The organism is Natranaerovirga pectinivora, from assembly GCF_004342165.1.
Lineage (GTDB): Bacteria > Bacillota > Clostridia > Lachnospirales > DSM-24629 > Natranaerovirga > Natranaerovirga pectinivora.
The window spans coordinates 140467-158598 of the sequence record NZ_SMAL01000005.1; the positions used below are offsets into that span (position 1 = coordinate 140467).

The following is an 18132-nucleotide window of genomic DNA, read 5'->3' on the forward strand; positions in this document are numbered from 1 at the left end:
ACATCTATATATTATACATATTTCTATTGATCCCTTTATTTATATTATACACTTTTATTACCATATTGTATATTTTTTTCTAGTTATCTTAAGAATACACATTAATACACATATTCTTTGTACTATATACCAACAAAAAATTATTATTATATAGGATACTTTAATTAAGCTTTGAGCTATTCAACTGATTTCTAAAGCAGAATATAAAAGAGCATTACACATGTTAAATCTAATGTTGAATCCTATTTAAGATTGTCTATAATTCTTGAAAACATTTTTAGCATTAAAACTTTTAAAAATACCCGCCTCCCTATTTTGTGTCTATAGGGGACGGGCTTATTATTTTTTATTTTTTAGTTGGACAATTTTCTTTTAAATATTTTAACCAAGCTACATCTTTTGACTAACATCTTTATTTTTTTACTCTACTGTAACAGATTTAGCTAAATTCCTTGGCTTATCTACATCATGACCTAACCCTACAGCGATGTAATATGCGAATATTTGTTGAGGAATGTTTTCTAATATAGATGTTAAATACCAATGAGTCCTTGGCACATAGATTACTTCATCTGCTGTTTTTTCTATTTCTGTATTCCCTTCTAATGCAATAGCCAAAACTTTTGCACCTCTTGCTTTTACTTCTTTTATATTACTAACTGTTTTATCGAACAATTCTTCTTGAGCCAATAACCCAACTACTAAGGAACCATCTTCTATTAAAGCAATTGGTCCATGTTTTAATTCTCCTGCTGCATATGGCTCAGCGTGTAAATACGCAATTTCTTTTAGTTTTAGAGCACCTTCCATTGATACTGCAAAATCTAATCCACGACCAATGTAAAATACATTTTTAGAGTCTTTATATTTGTATGCCAGTTCCTTTATTTTATCAGATTGCTCTAATATAGTCTCAATCTTTTTAGGGATTGCATATAATTCATCTCTTAATTCTCTAAATTCCTCAACACTTATTTTACCTAACTCCATTGCAATTTTTATAGAGATTAGATACATAGCACATAATTGAGCCGAATAGGCTTTTGTTGAAGCAACTGCTATTTCTGGTCCTGCCCAAGTGTATAATACATCATCTGCTTCTCTAGCAATGGTGGAACCTACTGCGTTGACTATACCGATAACATGAGCTCCAGATTTTTTAGCCATTCTAAGGGCTGCTAATGTATCTGCTGTTTCACCTGATTGTGATACTACAATCATTAAAGTGTTTTCATCTAAGATTGGATCACGGTATCTAAATTCAGATGCTATTTCAGAAATAACAGGAATTCTAGAAATACGTTCTACTAAATATTTTCCAACTAATCCAGTATAGGAAGCTGTTCCACAAGCTACGATATATATTTGATTAATCTTTTCTATGTCTTCTTTTGATAAACTGATACCATCTAATAAGATTTCATCTTGATCCAATGGCAATCTTGGAAGCAACGTATCTTTTACAACTCTTGGTTGTTCAAAAATCTCTTTTAACATGAAGTGATCATAGCCGCCTTTTTCTGCAGCTTCTATATCCCAGTCTACATGGTAGATGTCTCTTTCTAATGGTTCTTTGTCAATATTTAATATTGTCACAGCATCTTCTGTAACAATGGCAATTTCCTTATCTTCTAACAAATAAATATCTCTCGTGTATTTTAATATAGCTGGAATATCCGATGCGATATAATTCTCTTCATTGCCTAATCCAATAATTAATGGACTGTCTTTTCTAACGGCAATGACTTTATCAGGTTCATTTACGGCTAAAATAGCAAATGCATATGATCCTTCTATTTCATCAATGGCACTAATGACAGCATCTAATAAATTATTGCATTTTTTATAATAAAAATCTATTAATTGAACTGCAACTTCTGTATCTGTTTCAGATTTGAAGGTATAACCTTCTCCTTCTAATCTTTCTTTTAATCTTAGGTAATTCTCTATAATACCATTATGAACCAATGAAATGGTTTCATCTTCATTATAATGAGGATGTGCATTTTCATCAGATGGGGCACCATGAGTTGCCCATCTTGTATGACCAATTCCAATACAACCATTTATAGTAGATTCATTTACTTTTTCTTCTAATATCTTAAGTCTTCCCTTTGATTTGATTAAATTAAGGGCGTTATTATAAATACATACACCAGCTGAATCATACCCTCTATATTCTAACTTACTTAATCCATCTATTAATATAGGTGCTGCTTGAGACTTACCTATATAACCAACAATACCACACATATCCTTATCTCTCCTCTGATTTTCTAATTTAATCTTGACTCTATTAAATTTGCTAATGTTTCTGCCTCTTTTTGTAACACGTCTTTGTCTTTGCCTTCAATCATTACTCGAACTAAAGGCTCCGTTCCTGAAGGACGAATCAATACTCTTCCTTCTCCAGCGAATTTTTCTTCTAATCCTTCAATTGCTTTTTTAATAACTTCATCTTTTATGTAGTCATTTATTTTACTACTATTTACTTTTGCATTCACCAATACTTGAGGCAATACAGTCATTACCTTAGCAAGCTCAGATGCTTTTTGTCCTTTTCTTTTTAACACTTCTAATAAGTGAAGTGCTGCTATTAGACCATCTCCTGTTGTATTGTAATCCAAGCATATTATGTGACCTGATTGTTCTCCACCAAGGTTATATCCTTTTTCTACCATTTCTTCAAGAACATATCTATCTCCAACTTTTGTTTGTTCGATATTTATACCATTTTCTTTACCCATTAGACCTAGACCAATATTACTCATAACAGTAGCAACAATTGTATCTTTCTTTAGCTTCTTTTGCTCTTTCATGTGAAGCCCACAAATAGCCATAATCTGATCACCGTCAATGATCTTACCTTCTTCATCTACTGCTAGACATCGGTCAGCATCTCCATCAAAGGCAATCCCAATATCTGCACCTAATTGCTTCACATAATTTTGCAAATCTTCCATATGGGTAGAACCACAGTTTTTATTAATGTTTTTTCCATCTGGTTCATTATGGATGATATATACTTCTGCGCCTAATTGAGTTAATGTTTCTGGTGCCGAAACATAAGATGCCCCATTGGCACAATCTATAGCTACTTTTATTCCAGATAAATCTATATCAATTAAACCTTTTACATAGTTTATATAGTCTTCTATACTTTCTCTTCTATGTTTTACTCTTCCTACACCTGTACCAGTAGGAAGCTCTATGGTCTCTTTATTATCAAGTATAATGCCTTCTATCTCTTCTTCTAAAGCATCAGATAACTTATACCCTTTATCATTAAAAAATTTAATACCATTATATTCAACAGGATTATGTGATGCTGAAATCACAACGCCTGCATCTGCTTTATATTGTCTTGTTAAGTAGGCAACAGCTGGCGTTGGCACTACCCCTATGGATATTGCATCTGCTCCTACAGAACATATTCCTGCTATTAAAGCTGATGTAAGCATTTCTCCTGAAATTCTAGTATCCCTTCCAACTATAATTGTAGGTTTATGCTTCTTTTCTTTTGTAAGTACATATGCTCCTGCCTGACCAAGCTTAAAAGCCAACTCTACAGTAAGGTCTTGGTTTGCAATGCCACGTACACCATCAGTTCCAAATAATCTCCCCATTATGTCACCATCCTAATTTTTTAATCTTATTCATCCTTTTTCTATATGTAAACAAATTGATTATAACACCCAAAATTAGGTTTTTCAATCAATTGGATGCATTTAACTATACAACTTTGTGCATTGGTATATACAACTTATGAACTTGTATGTATCTAGTATCATTTTATGCCATTGCCTACCTTTTGGTAGCTTGTAATATAGTTGAAAAATTTCTGTTTATGCATAATTAAAGCCTTATACAAGTGTATAAGGCTTTAATTTAGGTATTATTATCTGTTCTTATTGACTCATCACCAATACCTTCTTCATTCTCTATTTCTAATTCAATGTCCACCATAGGCATTGGACCAATTATAGTCACACCCCTTGGAAGTACTACTTCAACAGGTATGGTATGTCTCCCTGGCTCTAAATCTCTAAGATCAATCCTTGTAATAATATTTTCTTTGGTAATTGTCCTTACTAAAGATTCTCTTCCAGCAATTCTTATATTAATATTTTCTTGTGTTAAATATCTAAATCTTAATTCTCTTGGCAATGATTTAACATCTAAGTTATTAATATCAATAGAGATATCTTTTTCAATAGAGCTTTCAATTCCAACTCTAACCGTTATCTCATCAGGTGAAGCATGTAATCTAATATTTTCAGGTAAATATTCTTTAATACTAATAGTAAATTCTGTGTCTTCTGTATAATCACTTATATCTATTGGTGGTATTACAATACTACTGATAGCATCTACTTGAGCTTCTCTACCAGCTATTCTTATACTTGTTGGACTATAATTAAACCCAGTTAGAACATAGCCTTCTGGCGGTTCTCCAACTGTTTCCATTCTTATTGGCACCGTTCTTTCCTTGTCAATATTAACAGTCACTTTTACAGTTGTGTTTAGGGTAACTTTTGAGACTTCATTTCCATGACTATCTAGTATGTAAGGCGTCGCATCTAAGATTATATCCCTTACATTGTTAGCATCAATTTCAACAGGGACAACAACGGATTTTATTCTATTGATTTGAGATTCAGGTCCTGTTATTTGTACAATATTCGGTTCTACTGTTACATTTCCAATAACATAAGGTGCATTTGGTGTTCCAATTATCTGATATTGTACACCCGCCTGAATAGGTCGTATATCTTCCACATTAACCAAAAGATTTTGCGGTTCCCATCTTACAACTTCAACTGGCTTAGTTCGATTAACCTCCACTTCTATAGGCACACTATTAGTAATAGATAACATTCTCATATCCGCTACAGCTCTTATATCTTCAGGTCTTAAGTTATCTATTACTGATCTTTTACCTTCAACCCTTACTGTAATGGTTTCACCTTTTATAACTTCATAGGCTTTATTATTAGCAGTTATAGATTCATCAAATCTTAACTGAACAGTAATATCCCGTATTTCATCTGTTGTCCAAGGGTCTTCCACATTAATTACTACTAACCATAGTAAAATTGCCAAAACCACTGATACAATTTTCCACATAAGATTTCTAGTTAGTACTCTTTTCATTTTTCTGTCTACCCTTCCATAACTTAAATTTCTTAACATCTATGGATTTCTTTTGAATGTATTGTAGCTTATTTTTCAGATATTCTCCATTTACATTTCTAATTAAGTTACCACCAATAGAAATAGAAACTTTTCCTGTTTCTTCAGATACAATAATTGTTATTGAGTCAGACACTTCACTAATACCCAAAGCAGCACGATGTCGAGTACCTAATTCTTTACTTAGTTTCATATTATCTGATAAAGGCAAATAACAAGTAGCGGCAACAATTCTATTGTTTCTTATAATAATAGCACCATCATGTAAAGGTGTATTATGCTCAAATATATTCATAAGTATTTGGCTGGTTACAACTGCGTCAACTGGGATGCCTGTTCTTTCGTATTCTGTTAATTTAATATCTTGTTCTACTACAATTAAAGCACCTGTTTTCGTCCCTGCTAATTCATAAACTGCTTTTATTAATTCATCTATTGTAAAGTTAGAAAATCTTTCACCTTTGTCTTTTTGATCTTCGAATTGAACGATTGATGCTAGAAAATTCCTCTGCCCTAATTGTTCTAAAGCTCTTCTCAGCTCTGGTTGAAATACAATCAAAATAGCTATAATCCCTACATTAATGGTATTTGCAAATATCCAAAGTATGGTATTAAGTCTAAAAACTGATGCTATAGTTGCTACAAGAAATAAAACAATAATACCTTTGAATAACATCCAAGCTCTAGTATCTTTTATTAATTTAATTAAATGATAAATAATAAATGAAATTATAATAATTTCAATTATATCAGTCATATTAACTTTTGGTATGGTAAAAAGTCTTGAGAGCCTATCACCGTCTAAAAATCTAGTAAACTGATTCAATAAAATACACCTCATTTAGCAACTATATTATAAAAACATAAGTTATTATTCTTATTATCCTATGTAAATTTTATTCTAACTATAATAAATTTAAAGTTTATCTTTACTTTAGTGCTTTTTTCTACTCCATTTTTACTAATGTTTATTATTATAATTTTATTATACCATTTTTTTGAGAAATGAGAATACATTTTAATAAAAACCTTAATACTTTTTATAAATTTTAGTCCTTTTGTACTATTTGAAAAATTTGTAGAAAAAGCAATTATTAAGTCACGTATGATTTCCCTAATAATTGCTTAGATTTTTTATTTTATTCTTTTAATTTTTCTTTCAGGTGTTGAAATTTTTATCTTTGGAATAGCTTTTACATAGTAATAGTAATCATCATCTTCATACTGAATTTTTTCTGTTCTATTGTAGTCAATTATACATTTAAAGAATTGTATTATAACTAATATAAAAGCAGCTAAAATACTTCTCCAAATGATTCCACCTACACTTAAGTTCAGGTTTAGTGTTAAATTACCAATTATGAATAGTATTATATTTAATAATGATACTGCCCCAATGGTAATATACCAAACATAATTTATTGAAAGTCTACTTATAATATATGTAGCTACTACAATTATAGCAAAAACAATAATAGTAAATAACATCTCTCGATCTGAAAAAACAGTATTTACAATTTCTTTGTACATAGCCATTATAACACTTGGCATCTCAACCCAATCATCAGAATGCAATCTTATTATGCTGTCTATGGATAATGCAAAATAATGCATTATTATTCCAAATGTGATTGGAATAATGGTAATTGGTGTAAAGAATAATCCAGCGAATATTGGTACTCCATATATTAAGTTAGAAGAAAACAACAAAGGAACCGCTAATATAAAATACCCCATTTTAGGAAATAAACTTATATACATAAAGTATAATGCAATTAGCAAAACACCTACTATTAGTGCTGCTTCTATAGAGGCAAAAGCAATGTGAGTTGTCACTAATAATCCCAATATAAATATTACCCACTTACCTGGTAACAACGTTAATACAATACTTAATGCAATATTTACTAATCCTCTATTTAAAACTGTTGCATATCCAAGAGCTTCATTCATTTTAGTAAGTATCATTAGAATTAATATAAATTTTAAAAATGTAAGTATTTGCTTCTCGAATCTTTTAAAATATATAATAAGTATTTCCCTAATCTCCAAAAGTTTAGTTAGCATTTGCTAAGTCCCTCCTAATAGTTGTTACTCATCCTTTATTTTATTTATTTTCTCAATAAGTTTTTTGTATCCAGATAATCTAGCCTGAGCCTCTTTGTATCTTTGAGAATAAATCCTAGTAGATAATACTGAATATACAAGTATTAACACCAAATATAAAACCCCATAAGTAATACCTAACTTAATAAAATCAATATTTGTTCTTTCCTCAACAAATACAAAAAGTTCTAATACAGCATGCCCACCAAAAAGCATCATAAGCGCAATTGTTATGCCGATTCTAGTTTTCATATTGTTAATTAATATATAATCGTGTTTAAAATAATCATTAATACGAAAATCTTCTTTGCCTATATTCTTCTCATATATTGCTAATTTAGTCATTATCTTAATTTTTTCTTCACTTAGCATATATTTCACCTCGAAGTATTTAATATGAAAGTTTAATCTGCAAACTTGCTTGCAAGGATTTGGAGATTAAACTTTCATTGAAACCTTGTGCCTGAAGCAAAGCGGAAGGCATGTTGCAAGGTTAATATGAAAATGTAATCTGCAAATTTGCTTGCAAGGATTTGGAGATTAAACTTTCAACGAAACTTGTGGCTCTTGGGAAGTAAGAGTCATAAGTTGAGTTAATTTCCATTAGGTAGTAGTCCATCCCTAACTGCATCATAGTTACTTCTTGCATTCCAAAGTAACCACTCTTCCAAACCAGCATCATATACCCCTTGAATTTGCTCTCTTAATTCTGGTCCTCTATAAACTCTAAAATGAGGCGCTCTTAAATAAGTTGCTGTAAATGCTTGTAGCCATGGACGAACAATGGGCCTTGGATCACCTTCATCCATAGTATCTAATACTTGATTGGAATTCATCATCGATCCATAAAGAATTTCATATGGGAACCAGTCAGGATGAATATCTCTAGGCGTTCCATAATACCCTCCAAAACCATAATGGGATGGGTATACCATAGGGGATATTACATCTAATCTTTTGCTCATTTCAATATAATCTTGACCTAATGTATTGGCATCCCTTTGACTATGAAATACAATACCAAATACATCAGCAGATATAATTACATTATACGATTCTAGTTCTTCTCTTGCATAGTCTAAAAATTCTGCAATGACTTCCGTTCTCTTTACCTCTTCTGAATCATACCCTAAATCAGCATTAAGCAATGTACTAGTTGCTTCAAAACGAATATAATCAAACTGTATTTCTTTGAATCCAACTTTTGCAGCTTCCTTACAAATATCTATAATATACTCCCATGAATCCCTATTGTAAGGATTTACCCAAGCTACATTTTTGTAGTACCATAAACTTCCATCTGGATTTTTGATTGCAAAGTCTTTCATGTTATGGGCTAAGTAATTGTCTTTAAAAACTACAATACGGGCTATTGGAAATATGTTATTATCATATAATTGATCCATTACACTATTTATGTTTCTAATTATATTTCTATCTGTATTTAATTCATTTACCAAAGGCACATCTACTTTGAAAGTAACAAATCCATCATCATTTTTAACATCAATAACAAAAGAGTTGATTTCAGTTTCATTTGCTAATTGTATTAAATTATCCAATGATTGTTGACTTCCAGCAGTATGACCACTAACATAAATACCTTTTACTTTAACTGGTTCAAAGTATTGATTATGATTAACATTTGGCACCTCTTCATAATAAGAAAAGTCAACTATGTACTCATAATCTATCTTTTCTTTTCCCTTATCTTCATTTGGTAATTGTGAATCATCCCCCTTAGCATCACATGCTACTAAAATTATAGTAACTAATACTAATACCAATAAAAACAATTTGTTTTTCATGTTATTATTTTTCCCCATTTTAAACACCTTCTAGTATAATTTTTTTTAGTCTTAAATATTATAGCATAGATGTTAATAATTTTCGACAGTTTTTTCCTGATTATTTATGACCAAATAGGTAATAATGAACTCAAATTAAAATTATATTGATTTTTTATTTTATATTACTCCCTAATGCTAGATAATACTTTCAATATATTATTATTATGGTTATATGTATAAACATTACCCAAGTAATTCTTTCAAAAAATCACATAGGTTTACTATATATGTATATTTTACAAATACGCAAAAAAACCCGACTAATGTCGGGTCATTATTATTCTTTATTTTTCATAGTTGGGAATAGCAATACGTCTCTTATTGCATAAGAATTTGTAAGCAACATTACTAATCTGTCAATACCAATTCCCAATCCACCAGTTGGCGGCATTCCATATTCTAGTGAAGTTATAAAATCGTGATCGATAACATTTGCTTCTTCGTCACCAAATGCTCTTAAAGACTCTTGATGTTCAAATCTTTGTTTTTGATCAATAGGATCATTTAATTCAGAGAAAGCGTTTGCGAATTCTCTTTTAGTTATAAACAACTCGAATCGCTCTGTATATTCAGGATCATTTGGTTTTCTTTTAGCCAATGGCGAAATTTCAACTGGATGATCAGTAATAAAAGTTGGTTGTACTAAATTTTCTTCAACATATGCTTCAAAGAATAAATTAAGTATTTCCCCTCTTTTTTGATGCTCTTCATATTTAATATGATGTTTCTTAGCAAGTTCTTTTGCTTCCACATCCGTTAATACTTCTCTAAAATCCACGTTAGCGTATTTTTTAACAGCGTCAATCATAGTCAACCTCTCAAATGGTTTACCTAAATCTATTTCTATACCATCATATACGATTTGACTTGTGCCTAAAACATTTTTTGCAACTGTTTGTATTAATTCTTCTGTTAAATCCATCATACCTTCATAATCAGTATACGCTTGATATAATTCAATTAAAGTGAATTCTGGATTATGTCTAATTGATAAACCTTCATTTCTAAAAACTCTACCTATTTCATAAACTCTTTCAAATCCACCGACTATAAGCCTTTTCAAATGAAGTTCTAATGCTATTCTAAGATACAATTCCATATCTAGTGCATTATGATGCGTAATAAAAGGTCTAGCCGCTGCTCCACCAGCAAGAGTATGTAATACAGGTGTCTCAACTTCTAAGAAATCCTTATTATCTAGATACTTTCTTATTTCTTTAATAATCTGTGATCTTTTTACAAAAGTATCTTTTACATCTGGATTAACAATTAAATCAATATATCTCTGTCTATATCTTGTATCAGTGTCTTTTAATCCATGGTATTTTTCAGGTAATATTTGAAGACTTTTGCTTAGCAAAACAACTTCTTTTGCTTTAACAGAGATTTCACCCTTTTGAGTTTTAAAGACTTCACCTTTAATCCCAATGATATCACCAATATCATAGTGCTTAAAGTCATCATAATCTTCTTCTTCAATAGCATCTTTTCTAACATAAACCTGAATTTGTCCATATCTATCTTGCATATGGCAAAAAGAAGCTTTTCCCATTATTCTTTTTGTCATAATACGCCCAGCTATCTGAACTTCTTTACCTTCTAACAAATCAAAGTTGTTATTAATTTCATTGCTATTGCTTGTTACGTCATATTTTGTTAATTTAAAAGGATCTTTCCCTTTTTCTTGTAACTCAGCAAGTTTTTGTCTCCTGATTTTCAGTAATTCATTTAAGTCTTGTTCCTGCTCTTGTACTTCATTATTTTTTTCCAACGTAATTTCCTCCTTTTAATACTTAGAAGGATACTTGCATAAATTATAATGCCTAATCCTAATGTTACACTACCATTTAACCATTTTTATCTAAATATATCAAGTACTTTAAACTCAATTGTTCCTTCTGGTGTATCTACCGCTGCAGTTTCACCAACTTTTTTACCTAATAAGGCTTTCCCTACTGGAGATTCGTTGGATAATTTATGGTTCATTGGGTCTGCTTCCATAGAACCTACGATAGCATATTCAACTTCTTCATCAAACTCTATATCCATCAACTTTACTTTACATCCAATATTAATTACATCTGTACTTACTTCATCTTCATCAATAACTTCAGCATTTTTTAATATTTTCTCTACTTCAACTATTCTTGATTCAATTTCTGCTTGCTCATCTTTTGCCGCATCATATTCCGCATTCTCTGATAAATCCCCTTGAGCACGTGCTTCCTTAATCTTTTCAGCTACTTCTTTTCTTTTCACAACTTTTAATCCTTCAAGCTCATCCTCTAATTCTTTTAATCCTGCATATGTCAGTATTATTTTTTTGTCTGCCATCTTGCTACACCCTTCCTCTACAATTTTTTTAATTTTCTATCGGTTGTATAATATTTAACGTATTATAACTTAATATTTTTCTATTGTCAAGATAAGGAAACCTCATGGAATCTTATTCTAAATCTAAGTGTATTTAGAAAAAATTTTTTAGATTATAATAAATTAAAATATTATTTTTTTACCATATTGATATAAGTCTTTTACTTCTAAGTTAAATTGACTTAAAACTTTTTCAATTCTATCTATCATATCTTTTTTATAACCATACATTAACCAACTTCTAAAAATACGATTTTGAGAAAAAATTGCTGCTTGTAGTAATTTTGTATCATATTCTATTTTATTTATTTTTAACGATATATCATCAACAACTTGTAAATCTTTTCTTTTTAAAAGTACATTTTTAATTTCACTTTTGTCTGACACAAAATCTATTAAAAAAGCTTTTTTATTATAGAAGTAAAATGCTTTATTTTTTTCTTTTCTACAATTAATTACTATATCACTTTCAATGTAATTATTTAGAGGATCTTCCAACACTTCAACTGCTAATCCTGTTTCTTCAAATATAAATTCTTTTGTCTCTTCAAAGTAAACAGGCCTTTTAGTTACAATGGTTAAATAATTCACTTTATCGTATAAATAATCAATGCAAAAATCTGACAAACTATCTTGTCCGTCTATAATAACAAAATTCAATTCTTTTAATTTTTTCTCAGATAAGTTAATACATTTCTCTATTACCTTGTCTAAAAGCAAGAATTGAAGACCTTTTCCATTAGAGATCACAATTTCTTTATCCTCTACATAAGGCATTATCTCTTCAGGAAATACGAAAGAGTGACATTCTTCATCAATCATTTGATTAATGCTGTCATCAATTATTGTTCTTATATAATTTTCATCTTTTTCTTTTAGTATACTAGCAGTAATTGGTATTTGAACTTCATAACCTTCAATACCAGCAATATTTATTTCACTGATTTCAATTGGTACTTTCAATAATATTTTTTTCAGTTTTGTTTTTTCAATATAGGAATCAGAAAGCAACTTACCAAATGGTATTTTAATTTTTATGTCATCTAGTGTATTGGCTAACTTAAAAGCAGCAAACCCCTTTGCCATATAACTCACCTCTACAAAGCAAAAGATTAAGGGATAATCTTCGCTTAAATATAATTATTACTAATGTATTAGAAAGTTATACAATTTATGAGTTAAAATAACTAAATATGGGAAATATGCCATTTTTATATTTTACTTTAAAGTATCCCTATAAGCCGATAATAAATTTAATACTTCTTCAAAAGTTTCTGTCTCATTGATTTCTTTTCTTAACTGAGCCGTTTTTGGTAAGCCTTTCGTATACCAAGAAACATGCTTTCTCATTTCTCTAATTCCTGTATACTCTCCTTTAAACTCAATAAGCATTTTACTATGTTTTATGATCATATCAATGACTTCATCAAAAGATGGTCCTTCTAATAAAATCCCTGAATTAAGATATTCATTGATTCGTTTAAACAACCAAGGGTTCCCTTGAGCTCCCCTTCCAATCATTATGGCATCACATTTTGTCTCTTCAATAAGAGCTTTTGCATCTTCAGGAGTAAATACATCACCATTTCCTATGACTGGTATGTTTACTGCTTCTTTTACCTTTTGAATAATAGACCAATCTGCTTTGCCACTATAATATTGTTCTCTTGTTCTACCATGTACAGCGATTGCTGCCACGCCGTTCTCTTCAGCAATTTTTGCTATTTCTACAGCATTTACCATTTCCTCAGAAAACCCCTTCCTAATCTTTATGGTGAGAGGTTTTGATATAGCTGATGAAACTTTCTTAACGATTTCTCCTATTAACTTGGGATCTTTCATAAGGGCTGAACCTTCTCTATTATTTACAACTTTAGGAACAGGGCATCCCATATTAATGTCTATAATATCAATGGGATAAGAATCCAACCTCATTGCCATTTGGCTTAGAACATCTGGATCTGAACCAAATAACTGGACAGCAACAGGTCTTTCTTTTGCTTCTGTTGCTAGTAAGATTTCTGTATTTTTATTATTAAAATAAAGTGCTTTTGCACTAACCATTTCAGTATATACCAAACCACAACCTTGTTCTTTACAAAGGATTCTATAAGGCAAATCTGTTATGCCTGCCATTGGTGCTAAAAAAACATTATTAGGTATATTTATATTTCCTATTTTCATTTGATTCACCTACTTAAAAAAGAATAAATTTAAAACTGTAGACAATACTACTATAAATCAATAGCTTTGTCCACAGTCTCTTATTGTTTAAATACATTTATTCACAATCCTACAAAGTTTTACACATCTATAATAACCTCTAGGTATTTTTCTCGTAAATAATCCTTAGTCCTTCAAGGGTAAGCATAGGATTATTAATCTCAATAGAATCTGTTTCATCAAAAATAATCTTTGCCAACCCACCAGTAGAAATAACTTTTATACCTGGTAAATCTAATTCTTCTTTTATCTTTTTGATAATATATTCTACTTGTCCAATATACCCATAAACCAATCCTGCTTGCATACTGGTTATTGTGTCTCTAGCAAGTATGGACTGTGGTTTTTTTATTTCAATCTCTGGCAACTTGGCAGCTCCTTGCCAAAGTGCATTAGCAGATATTTTTATTCCAGGGGATGTGATTGCTGCAATAAAACTACCATCTTCAGTTACCACATCATAGGTTGTAGCCGTACCAAAATCTATTACAATTGCAGGTCCACCATATAATTCATAAGCTGCTACAATATCAACAATTCTATCTGCTCCAACTTCCTTAGGATTCTCAGTATTAATTTTTATACCTGTTTTTATGCCAGGACCAATAATCAAAGGCTCCGTTTTAAAATACTTCTTAATAGCATTTACAAAAGAATACATTATGTTAGGCACTACAGAAGAAATAATAACATCCTTTATATCGCTTATTTCAATATCTCTATGTTTTAATAAATTACAAATAAACAAACCATACTCATCAGATGTTCTTTGTAATTTTGTGGTCATTCTCCAGCTTCCAATTAACTCTTTACCTTTGTATGTTCCTATTGTAATATTGGTATTTCCAATATCCATTACAAGTAACATTTTAATCCCCTACTTTCTTTAGCACCACAGCTATAGGTGTTGCAATTATTGCAGCCGCAATAACCTCTACAACAATATTAACAGAAATAGCTCCTATAATTATATTCCTTACCAATACATCAACACCATTAATATCAATGATTCTTTGAGCATACAGAAAAAAAAGCATGCTTAAAACACCCACTGTATTCGTTAGTGTTCCAACTATAGCGCCAAATGTAATAGATAACTTTTCACTTTTTGTGAGTTTACGAATTAATATATAACCATAATAGGTTGTAATAGGAATAAGCACTCTAGGTATAATAGAAACTCTTGGGTCGATAAAAAGCACATCAAATCCAGCTGCTCCAATTGCTCTTACAAAAGAAATAAAACCCATTCCAAAACCTACTACAATACCGCTAACAGGTCCTAATAAGACTGCTGCAATAATAGTAGGAATATGCAATAAAGTAATACTAACAGGTGGTATCTGTATAAATCCTATAGGGGTGAACCCCAAAATCGCCGTAATACCAAGTAACATACCTAAAGTAACCATTTTTTTAGTTTTCATATAAAATCCTCCGTTCTCGTTCCTCAGGATACAAGACAAATCATTTACTTACAGTTACAAACTATTTACTTTTCATAGTCAATACAAGCTCTACCTTCTACAACACCTCTTATAAAAGTAACAACCTCTTGATGATCTTCATGGACTTGATAAGCATTAAGATCTTCCATACTCTCAAACTCAGAATCCAAAATCAAATCAAAATTGTTCTCATCTGCCAATTGAGAATTAAACTTCACCTCAATAAACTTAATTACATCAATCCTATCTTTAAGTGCCTCAAGCATCTCCTTAGCCTTAATCAAATGCTCAACCTTATCCTCTTCCTTAAACTTAAACATTACAATATGTTTGATCATAATAAAAAACTCCTTTCGAATAAATATTTTAAATTAAATTTTCTCAAAGCCTGACTTTGTTTGTTAGCATTATTTTACGACTTTTAAACATCTCAAAAGAAACCTTATTCTGGCTATCAAAAATCCTTAAATATCACAACAGAGACTAGCAAGTGATGTATATAAGATTATACAGCGGAGCCACAGATGGCGTAGCTCGACCCTCTTCTCCAAGGATGGAGAAGGGTCGATAAATCTTATATCCATCACTTGCTAGTCGACAATCTCCATGTACCCAATCTACATAAAAAAAGTCCGAAAATAACTCTCCAATGCCTCCAACAATTCCTGCTTCTCCTTCTGAATCTGCTTAATCTTCAAATGACTCCCTATTTCATCATAAAGAATATCTCCTTCATCAGCCTGAACCTCAAAAAACAATTCACCATCTTCATTAAACCCAATAACAAAAATACCACCAACATCTTCAGTAAACAAAACAGAAAACGCCTTAAGTTCAGCCTTCACCAACTCTGGCAAACTCTCAAAATCCTCATTCAAAAAATACCTCTTCTCATAAGAATTTGAAACACATAAGATTACTCTATCCTCTTCATACATCTAATAATCACCTCTTTGCTTACTATACATAACCATTTAGTCCTCTAACAGAGACTTCACCAGAATTAAGAATCATCTCTTCTCCTGATGCTTGTACAAATCTTAATTCACCCATCTTTGTTATACCTATAGCCTTACCAATTTTTTCTTGTCCATCCAGAATAACTCTAACGGTTTTATCAACATTAATACAATTATCTTCATACTCATTAATAAGATGACTTAAATCCTTGTCCACCATAAACTGATCATAAAACTTTTCAAAAGACTCTAAAATCCCCTTTACCAATAAAGCTCTTTCAAAACTCTTACCTTCTTCATTGGCCAAAGACGTTGCAATCTCTTTAATCTCATCATCAAAGTCAGTGGTATTAACATTGACCCCAATGCCCACAACAACATAATTAATGACATCTAATTCTGAGCTCATTTCTGTTAAAGTACCAGATACTTTTTTCTCATTTATAATAATATCATTAGGCCATTTTATAAAAGCTTGATTTTTAGTATATCTATTTATGGTATGAACCACGGCTAATCCTGCGATTAATGTAAGCATAGATGCTTTACTAGGGTGCAAATCCGGTCTCAAAATTATAGAGAGCCATATCCCCTTGTTAGGAGGTGATTTCCACAGCCTTCCTCTTCTACCCTTACCTTCCAATTGCTCCTCAGCTAAAATCACTGTTCCGTGTTTTTCGCCATCAATAGCTAACTTTTTTGCTTGTTTGTTTGTTGAATCAACTTGATTATATACAATAATCTCTTTACCTAAAACTGTTGTTTTTAAGTCATACTGGATTTCTGCCTTGGATAAAATATCAGGGGAATCTATTAGTCGATATCCTTTATTGGAAACAGATTCAATTCCATAGCCTTCTGCCTTCAATTGATTAATAACTTTCCATATGGATGTTCTAGACACACCTAATATATCACTTAATTCTTGCCCTGATATGTATCCTTCATTGGTTTTTAAAAATTCAAGGATTTTACTCTTCATTATATCCCTCTTTTAGTCTTTAGTAAAATTATCCTTTTATTTTATTACTTTTCTCCTGCTGTTGCAACCATAACTGCTTTTATTGTATGCATTCTATTTTCTGCTTCATCAAAGACAACGGAATTTTTACCTTCAAAAACCTCTTCTGTTACTTCATACCCTTTTACAGCTGGCAAGCAATGCATAAAAATAGAATTGTCTTTACCTGTTTTACCCATTATTTCAGAGTTCACTTGGTATGGTTTTAACATCTCAATTCTTTCTTTCGCTTTATCTTCTTCACCCATAGAAATCCATACATCTGTATAAATGGCATCTGCACCATTCACTTCATCTACATTATCACTTACCACAATTTTACAACCTGTTTCTTTACCATAAACTTCACATTGATCAACAAGTTCTTTTTCTGGCCATAAAGATTCTGGAGCAATTATTGTAAAGTTAATCCCTAGTTTTGCTGCACCAATCATAAGACTATTGGCCATATTATTTCTTCCATCGCCTATATAAACTAATTTTAATCCTTCTAATGTATTAAAATTCTCTTTAAGAGTCATTAAGTCCGCTAATACTTGAGTTGGATGGTATAAATCTGTTAAACCATTCCACACAGGCACACCGCTGTACTGGGCTAATTTTGCTACTGTATCTTGAGAAAAACCTCTAAACTGAATGCCATCAAACAATCTACCTAATACTCTTGCCGTATCTTCAACACTTTCTTTATGACCTAATTGAATATCATTTTTTCCTAAATATTCAGGGTGTCCACCTTCATCAACGCAAGCAACAGTGAATGCGCAACGTGTTCTTGTAGATGGTTTTTCAAAAATCAAAGCGATGTTTTTGTTTTTTAGACGATCTCCTAATATCCCTTTTTTCTTATTCTCTTTTAATTCAATTGCCAGATCTATTAAGTATTCTATTTCCTCTTTTGTATAATCTTTCAGTGTCAATAAACTTCTTCCTTTTAAATCCATTTAAAATCCGCTCCC

The 18132-nt window shown here is 31.0% G+C and carries 17 protein-coding genes; all 17 read right to left on the reverse strand.

The features are described from left to right. Positions 1–420: 420 nt before the first annotated feature. The 17 genes from glmS to argF all read right to left on the reverse strand — a co-directional run bounded on the left by glmS (position 421) and on the right by argF (position 18117). Positions 421–2253, reverse strand: coding sequence for a glutamine--fructose-6-phosphate transaminase (isomerizing) (gene glmS / locus EDC18_RS08845; protein WP_132252309.1), 1833 nt, complete (start codon positions 2251–2253; stop codon positions 421–423). 23 nt (positions 2254–2276) lie between these two features. Then, a complete protein-coding gene (gene glmM / locus EDC18_RS08850; RefSeq protein ID WP_132252311.1) occupies positions 2277–3626 on the reverse strand; it encodes a phosphoglucosamine mutase in 1350 nt (449 codons plus the stop codon). 262 nt (positions 3627–3888) lie between these two features. Beyond that, a complete protein-coding gene (locus EDC18_RS08855) occupies positions 3889–5154 on the reverse strand; it encodes a CdaR family protein (RefSeq protein WP_165878530.1) in 1266 nt (421 codons plus the stop codon). After that, positions 5135–6019 (reverse strand): diadenylate cyclase CdaA, encoded by an 885-nt coding sequence (cdaA, locus tag EDC18_RS08860; protein WP_243115102.1) that lies wholly within the window; start codon positions 6017–6019, stop codon positions 5135–5137. The genes EDC18_RS08855 and cdaA overlap by 20 nt, the downstream gene beginning before the upstream one ends. Before the next feature lie 308 nt (positions 6020–6327). Further along, complete coding sequence (locus EDC18_RS08865; RefSeq protein ID WP_132252317.1) at positions 6328–7260, reverse strand: hypothetical protein; 933 nt, start codon at positions 7258–7260, stop codon at positions 6328–6330. Between the two features lie 24 nt (positions 7261–7284). Continuing rightward, complete coding sequence (locus EDC18_RS08870; protein WP_132252319.1) at positions 7285–7671, reverse strand: hypothetical protein; 387 nt, start codon at positions 7669–7671, stop codon at positions 7285–7287. Between the two features lie 221 nt (positions 7672–7892). Then, positions 7893–9125: a putative glycoside hydrolase gene (locus EDC18_RS08875; RefSeq protein WP_132252320.1), complete on the reverse strand. Its 1233-nt coding sequence runs from the start codon at positions 9123–9125 to the stop codon at positions 7893–7895. 301 nt (positions 9126–9426) lie between these two features. Further along, the gene (lysS, locus tag EDC18_RS08880; protein ID WP_132252322.1) at positions 9427–10920 is read right to left on the reverse strand and encodes a lysine--tRNA ligase; all 1494 of its coding nucleotides are present in this window, start codon (positions 10918–10920) and stop codon (positions 9427–9429) included. A gap of 86 nt (positions 10921–11006) precedes the next feature. Beyond that, entirely contained in the window at positions 11007–11483 is a 477-nt protein-coding gene (gene greA, locus EDC18_RS08885; RefSeq protein ID WP_132252324.1) for a transcription elongation factor GreA, read from the reverse strand. A gap of 162 nt (positions 11484–11645) precedes the next feature. Beyond that, positions 11646–12608 (reverse strand): hypothetical protein, encoded by a 963-nt coding sequence (locus EDC18_RS08890; RefSeq protein WP_132252326.1) that lies wholly within the window; start codon positions 12606–12608, stop codon positions 11646–11648. Between the two features lie 132 nt (positions 12609–12740). Next, complete coding sequence (gene dusB / locus EDC18_RS08895) at positions 12741–13706, reverse strand: tRNA dihydrouridine synthase DusB (RefSeq protein WP_132252328.1); 966 nt, start codon at positions 13704–13706, stop codon at positions 12741–12743. A 139-nt stretch (positions 13707–13845) separates the two neighbouring features. Further along, positions 13846–14613: a type III pantothenate kinase gene (locus EDC18_RS08900; protein ID WP_132252330.1), complete on the reverse strand. Its 768-nt coding sequence runs from the start codon at positions 14611–14613 to the stop codon at positions 13846–13848. A gap of 1 nt (position 14614) precedes the next feature. Beyond that, a complete protein-coding gene (locus tag EDC18_RS08905) occupies positions 14615–15172 on the reverse strand; it encodes an ECF transporter S component (protein WP_132252332.1) in 558 nt (185 codons plus the stop codon). Positions 15173–15237: 65 nt separating this feature from the next. Then, positions 15238–15531 carry a Dabb family protein gene (locus tag EDC18_RS08910; protein ID WP_132252334.1) on the reverse strand — a complete coding sequence of 98 codons (294 nt, stop codon included), beginning with the start codon at positions 15529–15531 and terminating at the stop codon, positions 15238–15240. Positions 15532–15810: 279 nt separating this feature from the next. After that, a complete protein-coding gene (locus EDC18_RS08915; protein WP_132252336.1) occupies positions 15811–16131 on the reverse strand; it encodes a DUF6145 family protein in 321 nt (106 codons plus the stop codon). 22 nt (positions 16132–16153) lie between these two features. Continuing rightward, on the reverse strand, positions 16154–17134 hold the full coding sequence (locus EDC18_RS08920; protein ID WP_132252338.1) for a biotin--[acetyl-CoA-carboxylase] ligase: 981 nt from the start codon (positions 17132–17134) through the stop codon (positions 16154–16156). Positions 17135–17178: 44 nt separating this feature from the next. Further along, on the reverse strand, positions 17179–18117 hold the full coding sequence (gene argF / locus EDC18_RS08925; protein ID WP_132252340.1) for an ornithine carbamoyltransferase: 939 nt from the start codon (positions 18115–18117) through the stop codon (positions 17179–17181). Positions 18118–18132: the final 15 nt, after the last annotated feature.